The sequence below is a fragment of the Streptomyces sp. NPDC101191 genome, from assembly GCF_044767915.1.
GTDB lineage: Bacteria > Actinomycetota > Actinomycetes > Streptomycetales > Streptomycetaceae > Streptomyces.
In genome coordinates, this window is sequence record NZ_JBIWOU010000010.1 from 231,198 (window position 1) to 247,897 (window position 16,700).

At 73.2% G+C, this 16,700-nt stretch carries 14 protein-coding genes; 5 read left to right on the forward strand and 9 right to left on the reverse strand.

All coding sequences use genetic code 11. The annotated features are described in order from the left end of the window. Window positions 1-104 precede the first annotated feature (104 nt). Complete coding sequence (locus tag ACIRQF_RS32740) at window positions 105-1,064, reverse strand: LysR family transcriptional regulator (RefSeq protein WP_404097868.1); 960 nt, start codon at window positions 1,062-1,064, stop codon at window positions 105-107. Window positions 1,065-1,211: 147 nt separating this feature from the next. Here ACIRQF_RS32740 and ACIRQF_RS32745 point away from each other — a divergent pair, with 147 nt between their 5' ends. Continuing rightward, a complete protein-coding gene (locus ACIRQF_RS32745) occupies window positions 1,212-3,401 on the forward strand; it encodes a M4 family metallopeptidase (protein WP_404097871.1) in 2,190 nt (729 codons plus the stop codon). Between the two features lie 66 nt (window positions 3,402-3,467). On the opposite strand, the gene ACIRQF_RS32750 is transcribed toward ACIRQF_RS32745, so the two are convergent. Together ACIRQF_RS32750 and ACIRQF_RS32755 are read right to left on the reverse strand one after the other, a co-directional pair. Further along, window positions 3,468-4,190 (reverse strand): carbon-nitrogen hydrolase family protein, encoded by a 723-nt coding sequence (locus ACIRQF_RS32750; RefSeq protein ID WP_389749932.1) that lies wholly within the window; start codon window positions 4,188-4,190, stop codon window positions 3,468-3,470. Window positions 4,191-4,222: 32 nt separating this feature from the next. Then, complete coding sequence (locus ACIRQF_RS32755) at window positions 4,223-5,140, reverse strand: LysR family transcriptional regulator (protein WP_376630103.1); 918 nt, start codon at window positions 5,138-5,140, stop codon at window positions 4,223-4,225. Between the two features lie 49 nt (window positions 5,141-5,189). Between ACIRQF_RS32755 and ACIRQF_RS32760 the strand changes: the two genes are divergently transcribed. Both ACIRQF_RS32760 and ACIRQF_RS32765 read left to right on the forward strand, forming a co-directional pair. After that, a complete protein-coding gene (locus ACIRQF_RS32760; RefSeq protein ID WP_404097875.1) occupies window positions 5,190-6,020 on the forward strand; it encodes an NAD(P)-dependent oxidoreductase in 831 nt (276 codons plus the stop codon). Window positions 6,021-6,141: 121 nt separating this feature from the next. Then, on the forward strand, window positions 6,142-7,350 hold the full coding sequence (locus ACIRQF_RS32765) for a serine hydrolase domain-containing protein (RefSeq protein ID WP_404097877.1): 1,209 nt from the start codon (window positions 6,142-6,144) through the stop codon (window positions 7,348-7,350). On the opposite strand, the gene ACIRQF_RS32770 is transcribed toward ACIRQF_RS32765, so the two are convergent. Next, entirely contained in the window at window positions 7,347-8,534 is a 1,188-nt protein-coding gene (locus tag ACIRQF_RS32770; RefSeq protein ID WP_404097919.1) for a pyroglutamyl peptidase, read from the reverse strand. The two genes, ACIRQF_RS32765 and ACIRQF_RS32770, sit on opposite strands and share 4 nt — an antisense overlap. 287 nt (window positions 8,535-8,821) lie before the next feature. Next, on the reverse strand, window positions 8,822-9,400 hold the full coding sequence (locus tag ACIRQF_RS32775; RefSeq protein WP_404097880.1) for a TetR/AcrR family transcriptional regulator: 579 nt from the start codon (window positions 9,398-9,400) through the stop codon (window positions 8,822-8,824). Between the two features lie 103 nt (window positions 9,401-9,503). Here ACIRQF_RS32775 and ACIRQF_RS32780 point away from each other — a divergent pair, with 103 nt between their 5' ends. After that, complete coding sequence (locus ACIRQF_RS32780) at window positions 9,504-11,969, forward strand: glycoside hydrolase family 3 protein (protein ID WP_404097883.1); 2,466 nt, start codon at window positions 9,504-9,506, stop codon at window positions 11,967-11,969. Between the two features lie 51 nt (window positions 11,970-12,020). Here ACIRQF_RS32780 and ACIRQF_RS32785 read toward each other — a convergent pair whose 3' ends face one another. After that, the gene (locus ACIRQF_RS32785) at window positions 12,021-12,890 is read right to left on the reverse strand and encodes an SGNH/GDSL hydrolase family protein (protein ID WP_404097886.1); all 870 of its coding nucleotides are present in this window, start codon (window positions 12,888-12,890) and stop codon (window positions 12,021-12,023) included. A 262-nt stretch (window positions 12,891-13,152) separates the two neighbouring features. Here ACIRQF_RS32785 and ACIRQF_RS32790 point away from each other — a divergent pair, with 262 nt between their 5' ends. Further along, window positions 13,153-13,647, forward strand: coding sequence for a DUF3145 domain-containing protein (locus ACIRQF_RS32790; RefSeq protein WP_365342018.1), 495 nt, complete (start codon window positions 13,153-13,155; stop codon window positions 13,645-13,647). Between the two features lie 365 nt (window positions 13,648-14,012). On the opposite strand, the gene fabF is transcribed toward ACIRQF_RS32790, so the two are convergent. The 3 genes from fabF to ACIRQF_RS32805 all read right to left on the reverse strand — a co-directional run bounded on the left by fabF (window position 14,013) and on the right by ACIRQF_RS32805 (window position 16,692). Then, complete coding sequence (fabF, locus tag ACIRQF_RS32795; RefSeq protein WP_382480025.1) at window positions 14,013-15,275, reverse strand: beta-ketoacyl-ACP synthase II; 1,263 nt, start codon at window positions 15,273-15,275, stop codon at window positions 14,013-14,015. 79 nt (window positions 15,276-15,354) lie between these two features. Further along, window positions 15,355-15,603, reverse strand: a complete 249-nt coding sequence (locus ACIRQF_RS32800) for an acyl carrier protein (RefSeq protein ID WP_382480027.1) — start codon at window positions 15,601-15,603, stop codon at window positions 15,355-15,357. A gap of 57 nt (window positions 15,604-15,660) precedes the next feature. Then, window positions 15,661-16,692, reverse strand: coding sequence for a ketoacyl-ACP synthase III (locus ACIRQF_RS32805; protein WP_376630087.1), 1,032 nt, complete (start codon window positions 16,690-16,692; stop codon window positions 15,661-15,663). Window positions 16,693-16,700: the final 8 nt, after the last annotated feature.

Below are 16,700 nucleotides of genomic sequence, written 5' to 3' on the forward strand. Positions count from 1 at the left end.
CCGGCTCCGGGGGGGCGGGGTGCTCCGGCGGGGGCGCGCGCCTCCGGTCGGTCCGGGAAGGGGTGACCGGCCGCGGCCGGCCCGGGGCGGGCACCCGGCTCCGGTCAGTCCAGGGCGGGGTGGAGTTCCGGGCGGGACTCCCACCAGATCCGGTGGAAGGCGTTGGTGGGGACGTTGTCCAGGTACGCGAGTCCCGCGGCCCGGTAGAGCAGCCCGGCGCGCCGCTCGGAGACCGCCGCCCGGTTCCAGGCGAGGCGTATGCGGCCGGTGACCGGGTCCCCGACCAGCGGACGGAGCACCGTGCCCTCGGCGGGCGGCGCCGTCGGCTGGCTCACGGAGATCGCCCGGCCCGCCGCGATCAGGTCGTAGTGCATCTTCCGGTCGGCGATCCGGTAGCGCAGCTTCGGGGTGAAGCCGGCCTTCGCGCAGGCGTCGACCAGCGCCTCCGGGCCGCCGTCGTCGTCCTCGACCATCGTCATCCAGGTCTCGCCCGCGAGGTCCGCCAGGTCGATCCGGTCCCGCCCGGCCAGCGGGTGGGCCGCGGACATGCGCACGCAGAAGGGTTCCTTCGGTACGAGGGTGCGGGCCGCCACGCCTTCGGGCAGCGGGACCTCGTGGTCGGCGACCTCCCCGTACACGACGGCGTCGTACCGCCCGGCGGCGAGCAGCCGGGTGAGCGTCGTCACCGAGTGCTCGATGTCGACCTCGATCTCCTGGCCCGCGAACTCCTGCTCCAGCCGCCCGATCAGCCGGTCCACGAGGACCAGCAGGATGCAGCCGAGGCGCAGCGTCGGATGGGGCGCGACGGCCCGCGCACCGGCCGCGAGGGCGTCCATCTCACCGAGCACCCGCCGCGCCTTGGACAGCACGAACTCGCCCAGCGGGGTCGGGTCGACACCGTGCCGGCCCCGGGTGAACAGCTCGCCGCCCGCGACCCGTTCGATGCGCCGCAGCTGGGCCGAGAGGGCCGGCTGGGAGACCCCGAGCCGGGCCGCCGCCCGCCCCAGACTGCCCGCCTCCGCTATCCGGCAGACGGCCTCGAGATGCCTCAACTCCAGCTGCATTTCAGCAGCGTATGCACCTCGCGCCCGAGGGCGGAGCCGTTCGGCATAACGCGTGTCTTATGCCGGGTGAGATGTCCCCTGGTGGGCATGTCCACGCCCATACTCGGCGCGTCCCACCGTCTCCCCCCCACCCGAAACGGAGCAGACGTGCACCCCACCAGACTCTCGGCGGCCTTGGCGGCGCTCGCCCTGACGGCGAGCCTCGCGGGTACCCTCGCGGGCACCGCGACCGCCGCCACCGCGGGACCGTCGCAGCCCGTACCGCCCGGGCACGGCAAGTCCCTCGCCCTCGCCGCCGCCGACAAGGCCGCCGACAGCGGACTCGACGGGCTGCGCCACGGCACCGACGAGGAACTCGTCCGCACCGCGGTCACCCCGTGGGCGGGCGGCCTCTACTACGCCGCCTACCAGCGCACCTACAAGGGCCTCCCGGTGGCCGGGGGCGACGCCGTCGTCGTCTCCGACAGCGCCGGCAAGGTCCGCGAGGTCGCGGCCGCGCCCGCCCCGGCCATCCGGCTCTCCACCAAGGCCACCATCGGCTCCGCCGCCGCTTTGGCCACCGCCAAGGCGCAGCTGGCGGGCGTCGAGAGCGCGGGCACCCCCGAACTCACCGTGCTGCTCAAGGGGAACAAGCCGGTCCTCACCTGGCACACCCTGGTGGTCGGCCGCACCGCCGAGGGCCTGCCGAGCTCGCTCGACACCCACGTGGACGCCCGCACCGGCAAGGTCACGCAGGCCACCGACAAGATCCTGCACGCCGACGGCCGCGGCTACCACAACGGCAACGTCACCATCGACACCGCCGCGAGCTCGATGACCGACCCCAACCGCTCCGGCTTCCGGTGCGGCGGCCAGAACGGCAGCGCCTACACCGGCACCCCGCCGTGGGGCAACGGCACCGCCAACGACCTCGTGACCGCCTGCGTCGACATCATGTACGCGGCCCAGCGCGAGTCGGACATGCTCAAGCAGTGGTTCGGCTACAACGGCCAGAACGGGCAGGGCGGCATGGTCCCGGCCCGGGCCGGCCTGGGCGAGGTCAACGCCTACTACGACGGCACGAAGACCACGTACGGCCGCAACCAGAACGGCACGATGCAGCTCACCGGCATCGACGTCGTGGCCCACGAGTACGGTCACGAGATCTTCGACAGGACCCCGGGCAGCTCCGGCTCGTCCAACGAGAACGGTGGGATGAACGAGTCCACCGGCGACATCTTCGGGGCGCTCACCGAGCACTTCGCGAACAACCCCAACGACACCCCGGACTACACGGTCGGCGAGAAGCTCAACTTCCTCGGCGACAACAAGCCGATCCGCTACATGTACAACCCCTCCCTGGCCGGTGACCCCAACTGCTACCCGCAGCTGAACTCCGGCACCGAGGTGCACGCCGCGGCCGGCCCGCAGAACCACTGGTTCTACCTGCTCGCCGAGGGCTCCAACCCGGGCGGCGGCAAGCCCGCCAGCCCCATATGTTCCGGCGGCCCCTCCTCGGTGACCGGCATAGGCATCCAGAAGGCCGGCAAGATCTTCATGGGCGCCCTGCTGATGAAGACCTCCTCCTGGAACCACCTGGCCGCCCGCAAGGCCACCCTGGCCAGCGCCAGGAACACCTACGGCAGTGCCGAGTGCAACGCCGTGAAGACGGCCTGGAACGCGATCGGCGTCCCGGCCCAGTCCGGTGAGACCGACTGCGGCGGCACCACCACGCCGGACTTCTCGCTCGCCCTGAACCCGGCCTCCGGCTCGGTCCAGCCCGGCGCCTCGGTCACCTCCACGGTCAACACCAGCACCACGGGCGGCAGCGCGCAGACCGTGCAGCTGTCCGCGAGCGGCGCCCCGAGCGGGGTCACCGTCTCCTTCAGCCCGTCCTCGGTGACCTCCGGCAACTCCTCGACCATGACCGTCCAGGTCGCGGCCGGCACCGCGAACGGCACCTACCCGATCACCGTGACCGGTACGGGCTCCGCCACGCACACCGTCACGTACCAGCTGTCGGTCGGCACCACGACGCCGCCCACCGGCTGCGCCGACACCGAGTACACGTACGAGGGTTCGCTGGCGTCCGGCCAGGCCGAGGCCCAGCCGGACGGCTCGTACTACTACTCGGCGACCTCCGGCACCCACGTGGGCTGCCTGCGCGGTCCGGCCGGCGCCGACTTCGACCTGTACCTGCAGAAGTGGAACGGGTCGGGCTGGGCGGACGTGGCGGTCGGCGGCACCGAGAGCGCCGACGAGGACATCGCCTACAAGGGCACCGCGGGCTACTACCGCTATGTGGTCCACGCCTACAGCGGCTCCGGCGCGTACACGCTGGGCCTGAGCGCCCCGTAACAGGGGCGGGACGCCGTCACGGGCAGGGGGTTCCGTGACGGGCCTCCCGAGCCGGGCGGCCGGTTCCTACCGGCCGTCCGGCACGTCCACGAGCACGTACCCCGGCTTGTCCGGACCCGCGTCCGCGAGCCGCGCGCCGTCCGGCCCCCAGGCGCCGGCCAGGCCGCCGCCCACGCCGTCCTCGTTGGGGCCGAGAGCGTTGCCGAGCACCACGTACAGGCCGAAGTCCCGGGCCCGCACCGGATACACCGTCTCGAACGAGTCGTTGTCGGCCGAGAGCACCGAACTCGCCAGGTACGCCCGGCAGGAGTCGGCGGCCGCCCGCTCGGCGAGCTCGGGGAAGCGGTTGTCGTAGCAGGTGGCCAGGGCGAAGCGGAGCCCGTCGAGCGTGAAGCGCCCGTCGGCGGTGCCCGGTGCGAAGACCTCGGCCTCGACCCCGTACAGATGCTGCTTGTCGTAGCGGGTCAGCAGGGTCCCGTCCGGACCGAGGACCAGCGTGGTGATGCCGGGGCGTCCACCGGGCGTGCGGACCGGGCCGTTGACCACGGCCGCGGCCCCGGCCGCCCGGCAGGCCTCCCGCAGGGGTTCGAGGCGCGGGTCGTCCTCGGTGAGGACGAGGTCGGGGGAGCGGTGCACCAGACTCGGCTCGTAGCCGGTGAGCGACAGCTCGGCGAAGACCACCACCCTCGCCCCCTCCGCCCCGGCGGCGCGGACCGTCTCGGCGATCGAACGGACGTTGGCGGCGATGTCCCCGGCGACCGGGGTGAACTGCGTGGCAGCGACGATCATGACCGACATCATCCCGCGCCTGTCTGTAAGGGTCAACAGCGCCCAGTGGGTGTTAGTTCGTGGGCCGTCTCGTGCAGCAGCCCCAGGAACGCCGTCGCCGCCGCCGTCGGAGCCGGCGGGGTCGCCGCACAGATCCGCCGGTACGGCACGTCGTCCGGATGGATCGTCACCAGGGCCACGTCCGGCCGCACCGACGCCGCCGCCAGGGCCGGGACGAGCGTGACGCCGAGCCCGGCCGCGACCGCGCCCAGCTTCGCGATCCAGTCGTGCGCGATCAGTCCCGTGCGCGGCCGCAGTCCGGCGGCGACGGCCGGGCGGAACAGGGTGTCCTCCAGGCGCTCGTTGCCGACGATCCACTCCTCGTCGGCGAGCGCCGCGAGCCGCACGTCGCGCCGCCCCGCGGACGGATGCCCGCGTTCCAGGGCCACCAGCATCGGCTCGTCCAGGAGGTGATGGAGCGTCACCCCCTCCGGCGCGGGGCCGCCGGCCGCCGGGCTCACCACGGCCAGGTCCTCCTCGCCCGCCGCGACCAGCCCCAGGTGCTTCACCGAGGGCCCCTCGATCCGGGTCACCGCGATCCCCGGGTGCCGCCGGCGGAAGGCGGCCTGCGCGCGCGGCACCAGCGCCGCGCCCGCGCTGGAGAAGGCGCCGAGCCGCAACAGCCCGCCGTCCAGGGTGCGCAGCGCCTCCAGCTCCGCGCGGGCGACCGCGAGCCGGTCCCGGACCGCCTCCGCATGCGGCAGCAGCACCCGGCCCGCCTCGCTCAGCCGCACCCCGCGCGGCAGGCGCTCGAACAGGGCCGCCCCCGTCTCGGCCTCCAGGGCCTGGATCTGCCGGGACACCGCGGACTGGGTGTAGCCGAGGGTGCGGGCGGCCGCCGTGAAGGAACCCTCGTCGGCGACGGCGAGGAAGACCTCGTACAAGCCATGCGGAGTGGACATGGATGCCATGCTAGACATTCGCTTGTGGCATGACGTACGTCCTCCTAGCGTCGACGACATGCCGAACGAAACACACCGGACGCCCCTCGCCACGCCCCCGACCGCGCAGCCCGTCGCCTTCCTCGGGCTCGGCTCCATGGGCCTCCCCATGGCCCGCCGACTGCTGGACGCCGGCCACCCGCTGACGGTCTGGAACCGCACCACCGCCAAGGCCGACGCACTCGTCGCCGCCGGAGCCGCGCGGGCGGCGACGCCCGCCGAGGCCGTCGCCGGCGCCGCGGTCGTCGTCACCATGCTGGCCGACCCGGCCGCCGCGCTCGCCGTCGCCGACGCGATGATCCCCGCGCTGCGCCCCGGCACCCACTGGATCGACACCTCCACCGTCGGCCCCGACACCGTCCGCGCGCTGGCCGCACGGCTCCCCGAGGGCGTCACCCTCGTCGACGCCCCCGTCATGGGCAGCGTCGACCGGGCGGCCGCGGGCGAACTGATCGTGCTGGCCGGCGGCGACACCGCGCCCGTCGCCCATGTCCTGGACCGCTTCGGCGCCGTCACCGCGTGCGGCGGACCCGGCGACGGCGCCGCCCTCAAGCTCGTCCTGATCAACGCCGTCATCGGCGCCGTCGCCCTGGTCGGCGAGAGCCTGAGCCTCGCCGAGTCCCTCGGGCTGCCGCGCGAACTCGCCCTGCGCACCCTCGCCGCGGGCCCCCTCGCGGGGGCCGTCGGCCGTGCCACCGCGACCGGCTCCCACTTCCCCGTCGCGCTCGCCGCGAAGGACGTGGCCCTGGCCACCGCGACGGCGAGGCTCCCCGTCCTGGAGGCCGTCCACGCCGCCCTCACCCGCGACCCGGCCCTCGCGGGCCAGGACCTCGCCGCCGTCGCGCGGTAGGGGCGAGCGGGGCGCCGAACGAGTGGACTCGCCGGACGGCGGTCCACGGGCGCCGGTCCGGTGCGGGTTGCGGTGGTGATCTGTGCCCGTCCGCCCCCGTGAACCTGGAAGAGGCGCCCCCATGCGACGTACCTCCCCCCGCCGGCTGCTCGCCGCGACGCTGCTCGTGGCGTCCGTGCTGGCCCCGATCGCGACGGCACCCGCCACGTCCGTGTATGCCGCGCCCGCCCCGGCGGCGGGACCGCACCACGGCGACGACTGCCCCTCGGACGGCCTCGGTCCCGCGCTGACCGCCAAGCTGGACAAGACCGTCGAGGACGTGCGCGAGCAGGCCGGCATCCCCGGTGTCGTCGTCGGCCTGTGGATGCCCGGCAAGGGCTGCTACGTCCGCGCGACCGGCATCGCGGACAAGGCCACCGGGCGTCCGATGTTCACCGACACCTACACCCGGATCGGCAGCGTGACCAAGACCTTCACCGTCACCGCGCTGCTCGAACTCGTCGACCAGGGCAGGATCGGGCTCGACGACCCGATCGACAAGTACGTCCGCGGCGTCCCCAACGGGCGCGAGATCACCCTGCGACACCTCGCCGAGATGCGCAGCGGCCTCTTCCCGTACACCTCCGACCCCGACTTCACCCACGACCTGCTGAGCGAGCCGGAGCGCGCCTTCAACCCGTGGGAGCTCCTCTCCTACGGCTACCGGCACGCGAACATCGCCGAGCCCGGTACGACGTTCCAGTACTGCAACTCCAACCTCGTCCTGCTCGGCCTGGTGATCGAGAAGGTGACCGGGCGGCCGCTGGCCGAGGTCATCCGCGATCGTGTCATCCGCCCGGGCGGACTGCGCCAGAGCTTCCTCCCGGAGGGCGCCGAGTTCCCCGAGCCGCACGCGCACGGCTACAGCGACCAGACGCTCACCGGCGCCGTCGAGGACACCACGGACTGGAACCCCAGCTGGGCCTGGGCGGCCGGCGGCATGATCTCGAACCTCCGGGACCTGCGCCGCTGGGCCCCCGTCCTCGCCACCGGCAAGCTGCTCAGCCCCGAGACCCAGGCCCAGCGCCTCAAGACGCTGCCGACCGGCTTCCCCGGCACCACCTACGGCCTGGGCATCCTCGAGACCAACGGCTGGATCGGGCACAACGGCTCCCTGCCCGGATACGAGACCGTGGCCGTCTACCTGCCCCGGGAGAAGGCGACCCTGGTCCTCATCCTGAACACGGACTCCCTGGTCGGTGGCCAGGAGCCGTCGACGCTCGTGGCCCGGGCGATCACCTCCGTGGTCACCCCGGACAACGTCTACGCCGGCAAGGTCGACGCCCGCTAGGACGCAGACCCCGCGGCGACGGACACGATCGCCCGTACCTGGGCGATGATGTCGAGCCGGTTCCGGACGAACCCGGGATCGGTGACCGTGCCCGTCGCCGGGTCCGTGTTCCCCGCACCGAACTCCAGCACGGGGGTGTGCACATGACCGCCCGGCAGGCCCCCCAGGCCGAGGCGGTCGCGCAGCAGGGTCGCCCGGTAGGCGATCTCGTTGGACAGGTAGTTCCCGCCGCCGCCCGCCCGGGCGGCGGAGCCGGGCGTCGGACCCCCGGGGCGTACCACCGGGGTGTCCGAGCCGGCCGGGAGCTCGGTCACCGACGTGTTGTCGTACACGGGGAAGCGGCCGGTCGGTGCCGCCGTGATCGCCCCGTACGGGAGGGTGGTCGAGGTCCACTGCGGCTGGCTGCCGGGGTCGGCGACGGGCACGGTCTCGGTACGGGAGAGGTTCTCGTTGTCCGGGAAGCCGCCGCGCCAGGCCCCGTTGGTCCGCTCGACGTCGAAGCGGCCCGGCCGGCCCTGGCTCACGGTGGTGAAGAGGTCCACCTCCGGCAGGTGCGGGGTCAGCGTGCGTTCGACGGTGCCGTCGGCGAAGTCCTGCCAGCGCACCGGGAAGACGGCCGTCTCGACCCGGGCGAGGGAGCCGTCGGCGGTGCGCAGCCAGGTGCCGTCGAGGGCGAGCGCGGTGGCCCCGGACGGATTGCTGATGCGGGTGTCCCGGTCGAGCGTGAACGGGTCGAAGCCGGTCAGCAGGATCCGCTTCACGCCCTTGCCGGCCGGGAAGCGGATCGCGTCCTGGCCGCGCGAGGAGCGTTCGAGCCGGTCGAGCAACCGGGCCCGGCCCTCCTCGCCGATCCCGAACCCCGGTCGCCAGGCGCGCAGTTCACGCGTGAGCGCCAATCGCGCCCAGTACAGCGGCCGGTCGTCGTCCCGGCTGAGGTCACCGCCCGCCGGGCCCCGCCCCTGAGCCCGGTCCACCGCCCGGCTCCAGAGCCGGGAGGCGTACCGCGCCACCGTCCGCTCGGCCTCCGGGAAGGTCCGGGCGCGGGAGAGCGCGGCCGTGAACTCCGGTGCCAGGGAGTCGAATCCGCTGCGCCGCAGGATCTCCTGGGGGACCGCCCGGTCGAGCCGGGCCTCCTCGACGGTGACGGCCGGGGCCGCGGTCGCCGAGGCCGGTGGCGCACCCAGCGCGAGGGAGAGGGAGGCGGCGGAGAGGGCGAGGGCGAGCGTGCTGCGTATCGGGGCCACGGGGGTCCTTCCGTACGGCGGTGACGGGCCGCCGGAAGTATCCCGTCGCAGGGGCGGGCCCCGCTACGGCACCCTTCCCGCCACTCCCGCCCCACGGCACCCTTCGCACCACGGAGGCGGTGCGGCCGTCGCCAGGCCGTCGCCTGGCCGAAGCGGTCTGGCCGAAGCGGTCGGGCCGAAGCGGTCGGGCCGACGCGGCCGTTGCCGACGCGGCCGTGGCGCGTGCGCTACGGCGCCTTGACCCGTCCCTCCTTGAGCAGCGCCAGGAAGTCCCGGAAGGCGGCCGGCATGTCCACCGCCTCCGGGTCGAGCAGCCACTGGAACTGCAGACCGTCCATCACCGCCGTGAGCAGCGGCGCCGCCCGCTCCGGGGTGAGGCCGCGGGGCAGCTCGTCGCCGCACTCGGCGCGCAGGACCCCGGCCATGTTCTCCCGCACCTGGGTGTAGCGCTCGGTGAAGAAGGCGCGGGCCGGGTGGTCCTCCGTGACGCTCTCGCCGAGCAGGGCGGAGAAGGTCTGCACGATGCCCGGGCGCATCGCGTTGTACTCGACGAGCGACTCCATGAGGTCGAGCCGCCATTTCCCCGGGTCCCGGGCGCCGCTGGTGTCCCAGCGGTCGCGCTCCTGCAGGACCGCGACGAGGAGCGCCTCCTTGGTCGGGAAGTAGTGCAGCAGGCCCTGCTGGGTCAGTCCGACCCGCTCGGCCACCGCGCCGAGGGACGCGCCGCGGTAACCGCGCTCGGCGATCACCTCCAGGGCGGCCCGGACGATCTCCGCCCGCCGCTCCTCGCTCCTGGCCCGCGCCATCGCCCGTCCCCCTTCCGAAGGTCCCTGTCGAGAAGGACCGTACGCCATCATTTGATAACGAAATCCTAACGTAACCTACCGATCTACAGGTAGGAGAGTCACCATGGGCCGCACAACGCCCACTACGAGAGGTACGGCCGTGGCAGACACGAACCCGGAGCGCGAACAGGCCGTCGAGACGGCCCTGGCCAAGCTCGACCTGGATGCCAAGACCCGGCTGCTGGCCGGACAGGACATGTGGTCCCTGCCCGCCCTGCCCGAGATCGGGCTGGCCTCCCTGGTCATGTCCGACGGCCCGATCGGCGTCCGTGGCGTCCGCTGGACCGCCGACGACCCGTCCGTCGCCCTGCCGTCCCCGACCGCGCTCGCCGCCGCCTGGGACCCGGCCCTCGCCCGCCGCGCCGGCCGGCTGCTCGCCCAGGAGGCCCGCCGCAAGGGCGTCCACGTGCTCCTCGCTCCCACGGTCAACCTGCACCGCACCCCGCTCGGCGGCCGCCACTTCGAGGCCTACAGCGAGGACCCGTTCCTGACCGGCGCCATCGGCACCGGATACGTGCAGGGCGTCCAGGACGGCGGCGTCGGCACCACGGTCAAGCACTTCGTCGGCAACGACGCGGAGACCGACCGCTTCACCGTCGACAACCGGATCGCCCCGCGCCCGCTGCGCGAGCTCTACCTCGCCCCCTTCGAGGCCATCGTCCGGAACGCCCACCCGTGGGGCATCATGACCGCCTACAACCAGGTCAACGGCACGACCATGAGCGAGCACCGCTACCTCGTGAACGAGGTCCTGCGCGGCGAGTGGGGCTTCGACGGCTACAACGTCTCCGACTGGATGGCCGCCCGCTCCACCAAGGGCGGCATCGAGGGCGGCCTCGACGTCGCGATGCCCGGCCCGCGGACGGTCTACGGCGAGGTGCTCGCCGCCGCCGTCCGGGCCGGCCAGGTCGACGAGACCGCCGTCGACGCCGCCGTCCGCAACGTCCTGCGGCTCGCCGCCCGCGTCGGCGCCCTGGAAGGCGCCCCGCCGGCCGTCACGGACCTGCCCGCCGGGATCGACGGCGACGCCCTCGCCCGCGAGATCGCCCGCCGCGGCTTCGTCCTCGTACGCAACGAGGCCGGGGCGCTCCCGCTCGGCCGGGGGACCGTCGCCCTCTCCGGCGCCGCCGCCCGCGACGCCCGGGTCCTCGGCGGCGGCTCCGCCCAGGTCTTCCCCGACCACACCGTCTCCCCGCTCGACGGCCTCACCGCCGCCCTCCCCGAGGGCAGCCTGTCCTACACCGTCGGCGCCGACCCCAGCGAGGAACTCGCCCCCGCCGACCAGGGGTTCACCCTCCGTGCCGTCTGCCGGGACGCCGCGGGCGACGTCCTCGGCGAGGGCAGCCTGCCCAACGGCCAGGTCCAGTGGATCGGCGACGACCTCCCGGCCGGCGTGACCCACGAGACCCTCGCCTCCGTCGAGGTCATCGGCACCTTCACCCCGCGCGAGAGCGGCGAGCACGCCTTCGGCACCCGCGGCCTCGGCGCCTACGCGCTGCGCGTCGGCGGACGCCTCCTCTTCGACGGCGTGCAGGCCATGGGCGCCGAGAGCGACCCCTTCGAGGCCTTCTTCGGCTCCCCCGTCGAGCGCGGCAGGGTCGCGCTCACGGCCGGCGAGACCGTCGAGATCTCCCTGCTCCACACGCTGGACAAGGAGTTCGCCGCCCCGCTGCCCGCGGTCATGTTCTCCTTCGTCCACCTCGGTCCCCGCCGGGACCCCGACGAACTGATCGCCGAAGCCGTCGAGGCCGCCCGCGCCGCCGACACCGCCGTCGTGGTCGTCGCCACCACCGAGCGCGTCGAGTCCGAGGGCTTCGACCGCAAGGACCTGGCCCTGCCCGGCCGCCAGGACGACCTCGTCCGCGCCGTCGCCGCCGCCAACCCGAACACCGTGGTCGTGGTCAACGCGGGCTCCCCCGTGGAACTGCCCTGGCGCGAGGACGTGGCCGCGATCCTGCTCAGCTGGTTCCCCGGCCAGGAGGGCGGCGCCGCCCTCGCCGACGTCCTCACCGGCGCCGAGGAGCCCGGCGGCCGCCTCCCCACCACCTGGCCGGTCGCCCTCGCCGACGTGCCCGTCACCGAGGTCACCCCGACCGACGGCGCACTCGACTACGCCGAGGGCGTCCACATCGGCTACCGGGCCTGGGACAGGGCCGGCGCCGTCCCCGCGTACTCCTTCGGGCACGGCCTCGGCTACACCACCTGGGCGTACGAGTCCCTCGTGGTCACCCCGGAGAACGCCACCGTCCGCCTCACCAACAGCGGTGAACGCGCCGGCCGCGAGGTCGTCCAGATCTACCTCGCGCCCGTCGCCGACGCCGTGGAGCGGCCCGCCCGCTGGCTGGCCGGCTTCGCGAGCGTCGAGGCCGGGGCGGGCGAGACCGTCGAGGTCACCGTCGAACTGCCGCGCCGCGCCTTCGAGATCTGGGACGAGGGCAGCGATGACTGGACCTTCGTGTCCGGCGGCTACGAGGTCCTCGCCGCCCACTCCCTCGCCGACGCGCGCCTGACCGCCCGCCTGGACGTCTGACCCGTCCTCCTGCGGACCGGCCCCGGAGCGGACCTGACGCCCGCTCCGGGGCTACTTCCGGGTGACCTGGCGATACGCGATCTCCGCGAGCCGCGCCTGGCCGTCCCTGCTCGGATGGAAGAAGTCCCACGGGCTCAGCTGCCGCCCCTCGAAGGCGAAGCCGAACACCGCCCCGCCGTCGTAGCGGCAGCGCGCGTCCTTCGCGCACACCTCGCGCAGCACGCCGTTGTACGCCACCACCCGCTCCCGCACCCGCGACCTGCGCTTCTCGGCCGCCGGGCTGAGGTCCTCGGCGTCCGCCAGCATCGCCCCGCAGATGCCGAGCCGCCACACCTGACGCCCCGTCGGACTGACCCGGCCGGCCTCCCAGAGCCGGTGCAGATCCGGCACGCTCGACACGTACACCTGCGCCTTCGGCGCCCCGGCCCGCAGCCGGCCGAGAGCCGCCGTGAAGGAGGCGCGGAACTCCTCGACCGGGGTCATCTGTTCCGGACGGTCCCGGCACGCGTCGTTCGCGCCCATCATCACCGTCACCAGCTCCGGCCCCTGGGCCGCCGCCGCGGCCATCTGCTCCGGCAGTTCCGCCATCCGCGCCCCGCTGCGCGCCAGGTTCCAGCTCTTCCCGGCCACCCCCGCGGGGCCGAGCAGCCGCAGCGCGAGGCTGTTGACCGTGCTGTCCGTGCCCGTCGCCCACGACACCTCGGGGCAGTCCGCCAGGACCGAGCAGGCGTCGAAGGCGCGGGTGATGGAGTCCCCGACGGCGGCGACGGAGGCGGGCGCGGCGTTCCACACGGGCGTCGGCCGGGGCCGGGGCGCGGGGGCCACCAGGTCGGGGCCGCCCGCCGAGCAGCCGCCCAGCGTCGCCGCGCACAGCAGTGCCGTCGCGGCCGCGGTGGCACGCAATCCTCGTCGCCCGCGCATCCCTGGGGCCCCTCCTCGGCGTCCTCGCGAGTGAAAGCTTGGTGTCCACCCGCCCCCGACCGACCGTACGTCACCCCGATGTGGGCGCGGCACGGTAGCTTTTCCCCCGTCGAACCTGAGGCGCCCCTTGCCGATCGGCTCCGGTAAATTACATCACGTCACATGCTGTCCCCTTTTTGGGGGTTTGCGAAGCCCCTTCTTCGTGATGTTGTTTACTGAGGCCGCTGGGAAGGCGAACCTCGTCCCCACACTGGAGGTCCCGGTGACGACACGTGGAGTCCTGTACGTTCATTCCGCACCGCGTGCGCTCTGCCCGCACGTCGAATGGGCGGTCGCGGGCGTCCTCGGTGCGAGGGTCCAGCTCGACTGGATCCGCCAGCCGGCGTCCCCCGGGACCTGGAGAGCCGAGTTCTCCTGGCAGGGGGAGACCGGCACCGCCTCCAAACTCGCCTCCGCCCTGCGCGGCTGGCAGATGCTCCGCTTCGAGGTCACCGCCGAGCCCTGTCCCACCGCGGAGGGCGAGCGCTACAGCGCCACCCCCGAGCTCGGCATCTTCCACGCGGTCACGGGCATCCACGGCGACATCCTGATCCCCGAGGACCGGCTGCGCGCCGCCCTGGCCCGCGCGGCCCAGGGCGAGACGGTCCTGGAGGCGGAGATCGCCAAGCTCCTCGGCAAGCCCTGGGACGACGAACTCGAACCCTTCCGCTACGCGGGCGAGGGCGCCCCGGTCCGCTGGCTCCACCAGGTCGTCTGACCGTACCCCGTCCCGGGCGACGGACGGGCTACGGCGTCTCCGTGTCCCTGGCGACGGAAGGGCCTCGACACCTCTCCCGCCCCTGGCGACGGGAGGGCCTCGACGCCTCCCCGCCCCTGGCTACGGACGGGCCTCGACGCCTCCCCGCCCCTGGCTACGGGCGGGCCTCGACGCCTCCCCGCCCCTGGCTACGGGCGGGCCTCGACGCCTCCCTGCCCCTGGCTACGGACGGGCCTCGACGCCTCCCCGCCCCTGGTTGCCTACGCGCTTCGGCGCCTTGCCGCCCCCGACGCCACCCCTCGTACGCCGAAAGCCCCCTGCCGAGACGTTCCGGCAGGGGGCTTTCGGTGAGGCGTGACGGTGGATCAGACCGTACGGAAGGCGAGGACCACGTTGTGGCCGCCGAAACCGAACGAGTTGTTGATCGCGGCGATCGTGCCCTGCGGCAGCTCGCGCGGCTCACCGCGGACGATGTCGGCGTCGACCTCCGGGTCCAGGTCGTCGACGTTGATGGTCGGCGGAGCCAGCCGGTTGTGGAGCGCCAGGACCGTCGCGACGGTCTCGATGCCGCCCGCGCCGCCCAGGAGGTGGCCCGTCATCGACTTCGTCGCGGAGACCGCGACGTGGTCCAGGTCGTCGCCCAGGATCTTGCGCAGCGCCTTGATCTCGGCGACGTCGCCCTGCGGCGTCGACGTGGCGTGGGCGTTGAGGTGGACGACCTCGGACGGCTTCAGGTCGGTCGCGTCGAGGAGGTGCTGCAGCGCGGCGGCGATGCCCCGGCCGGTCGGCTCGGGCTGCGCGATGTGGTGGCTGTCGGCCGACAGGCCCTGCCCCAGCACCTCGCAGTAGATCTTCGCGCCGCGCGCCTTCGCGTGCTCCTCGGACTCGATCACGACCACGCCCGCGCCCTCGCCCAGGACGAAGCCGTCACGGCCCTTGTCGTAGGGGCGCGAGGCCTTCTCGGGCTCGTCGTTGCTCTTGGACATCGCCATCATGTTGGCGAAGGCCGCGATCGGCAGCGGGTGGATCGCCGCCTCGGTACCGCCGGCGACGACCACGTCGGCGCGGCCGGTGCGGATCATCTCGACGGCGTAGCCGATGGCCTCGGCACCCGAGGCGCACGCGGACACCGGGGTGTGCACGCCCGCGCGGGCGTTCACCTCCAGGCCCACGTTGGCGGAGGGGCTGTTGGGCATCAGCATCGGGACGGTGTGCGGGGAGACGCGGCGGACGCCGGACTCCTTCAGCACGTCGTACTGGTCGAGCAGGGTGGTGACACCACCGATGCCGGACGCGATGACGGAGCCGAGCCGCTCGGGCACGACCTTCTCGTCCTCGCCGGCCGGGCCGGTGAAGCCCGCGTCCGCCCACGCCTCACGGGCCGCGATCAGCGCGAACTGCGCCGAGCGGTCCAGCTTGCGGGACAGCGGGCGGGGGAGCACCTCGGTCGGGTCCACCGCGGCACGGGCCGCGATGCGAACGGGCAGCTCAGCAAAGCGCTCGCCCTCGAGGGGCCTGACGCCGGAGCGTCCCGCGATCAGACCTTCCCAGGTCGATGCGGAGTCGCCACCCAGCGGAGTGGTTGCGCCGATACCGGTGACGACCACGGTGCGATTGGTCGAGCTCACAGGAAATCTTTCTCCATGTGTGTGATGGTCGGAAAACGGCGCCACCGCTGGGTGGCGGACCGGGTCAGCAGAGGCCGGATCAGGCCTGGTGCTTCAGGATGTACTCGGTCGCGTCGCCGACGGTCTTGAGGTTCTTGACGTCCTCGTCCGGGATCTTGACGTCGAAGCGCTCTTCGGCGGCGACGACGACCTCGACCATGGACAGGGAGTCGACGTCCAGGTCGTCGGTGAAGGACTTGTCGATCTCGACGTCCTCGACCGGGATGCCGGCGATCTCGTTCACGATCTCAGCGAGACCGGCGACGATCTCTTCCTGGGTGGCGGCCATTCTGGCGCTCCTTCTTGTGTGTACTGAGGTAACAAGCTTCCGGAATATCCGGAGTGCCTAGGGGAGGGTAACGACCGTCGCGGCGAAGACGAGACCCGCCCCGAAGCCGATGATGAGCGCCGTATCGCCGCTCTTCGCCTTCCCGGTCGCCAGAAGCCGCTCCATGGCGAGCGGGATCGAGGCGGCCGAGGTGTTGCCGGTGGTCTCCACGTCACGGGCGACCGTGACGTGCTCCGGCAGCTTGAGCGTCTTCACCATCGAGTCGATGATCCGCATGTTGGCCTGGTGCGGGATGAAGACGTCCAGGTCGTCCGCCGAGATGCCGGCGGCGTCCAGGGCCTGCTGGGCGACCTTCGCCATCTCGAAGACGGCCCAGCGGAACACCGCCTGGCCCTCCTGCGTGATGGCGGGGAACTTGATCTCGCCCTGCTCGTTGAGGGGGAGCTTCGACACGTCGCCGAGGTGGAACTCGTTCCACGGCACGGTCTGCTTGATCGTCTCGGACTTGTCGCCCTCCGAACCCCACACCGTGGGGCCGATGTGCGGCTCGTCCGACGGGCCGACGACCACGGCGCCCGCGCCGTCGCCGAACAGGAAGGCCGTCGCGCGGTCCTCCAGATCCGTCAGGTCGCTGAGCCGCTCCACGCCGATGACGAGGACGTACTCGGCCGAACCCTCGACGATCATGCCCTTGGCGAGGGTCAGGCCGTAGCCGAAGCCCGCGCAGCCGGCGGAGATGTCGAACGCGGCCGGCTTGCCGGCGCCGATCTTGTCGGCGATCTCGGTGGCCACGGCCGGGGTCTGCTTGAAGTGCGACACCGTCGAGACGATGACCGCGCCGATCTGCTCGGGGTCGATGCCGGCATCGGCGATCGCCTTGCCCGAGGCCTCCACCGACATCGCGGCGACGGTCTCCTCGGGGGACGCCCAGTGCCGGGTCGCGATCCCGGAGCGGGACCGGATCCACTCGTCGGACGAGTCGATCTTCTCCAGGATCACCTCGTTGGGCACCACGCGGGTCGGGCGGTAGCCGCCGACACCGATGATGCGCGCGTACGGGGCGCCCTTGCTGGGCTTGATCTTGGCCATGCTTCTCG

Excerpts from the sequence above, each read along its gene's own strand:
- ACIRQF_RS32760 (WP_404097875.1), top strand. The coding sequence starts at position 5,190 with ATGCCGAACGAAACACACCGGACGCCCCTCGCCACGCCCCCGACCGCG.
- ACIRQF_RS32800 (WP_382480027.1), bottom strand. The coding sequence starts at position 15,603 with ATGGCCGCCACCCAGGAAGAGATCGTCGCCGGTCTCGCTGAGATCGTG.
- ACIRQF_RS32780 (WP_404097883.1), top strand. The coding sequence starts at position 9,504 with ATGGGCCGCACAACGCCCACTACGAGAGGTACGGCCGTGGCAGACACG.
- ACIRQF_RS32785 (WP_404097886.1), bottom strand. The coding sequence starts at position 12,890 with ATGCGCGGGCGACGAGGATTGCGTGCCACCGCGGCCGCGACGGCACTG.
- ACIRQF_RS32775 (WP_404097880.1), bottom strand. The coding sequence starts at position 9,400 with ATGGCGCGGGCCAGGAGCGAGGAGCGGCGGGCGGAGATCGTCCGGGCC.
- ACIRQF_RS32805 (WP_376630087.1), bottom strand. The coding sequence starts at position 16,692 with ATGGCCAAGATCAAGCCCAGCAAGGGCGCCCCGTACGCGCGCATCATC.
- ACIRQF_RS32750 (WP_389749932.1), bottom strand. The coding sequence starts at position 4,190 with ATGATCGTCGCTGCCACGCAGTTCACCCCGGTCGCCGGGGACATCGCC.
- ACIRQF_RS32740 (WP_404097868.1), bottom strand. The coding sequence starts at position 1,064 with ATGCAGCTGGAGTTGAGGCATCTCGAGGCCGTCTGCCGGATAGCGGAG.
- ACIRQF_RS32755 (WP_376630103.1), bottom strand. The coding sequence starts at position 5,140 with ATGGCATCCATGTCCACTCCGCATGGCTTGTACGAGGTCTTCCTCGCC.
- ACIRQF_RS32765 (WP_404097877.1), top strand. The coding sequence starts at position 6,142 with ATGCGACGTACCTCCCCCCGCCGGCTGCTCGCCGCGACGCTGCTCGTG.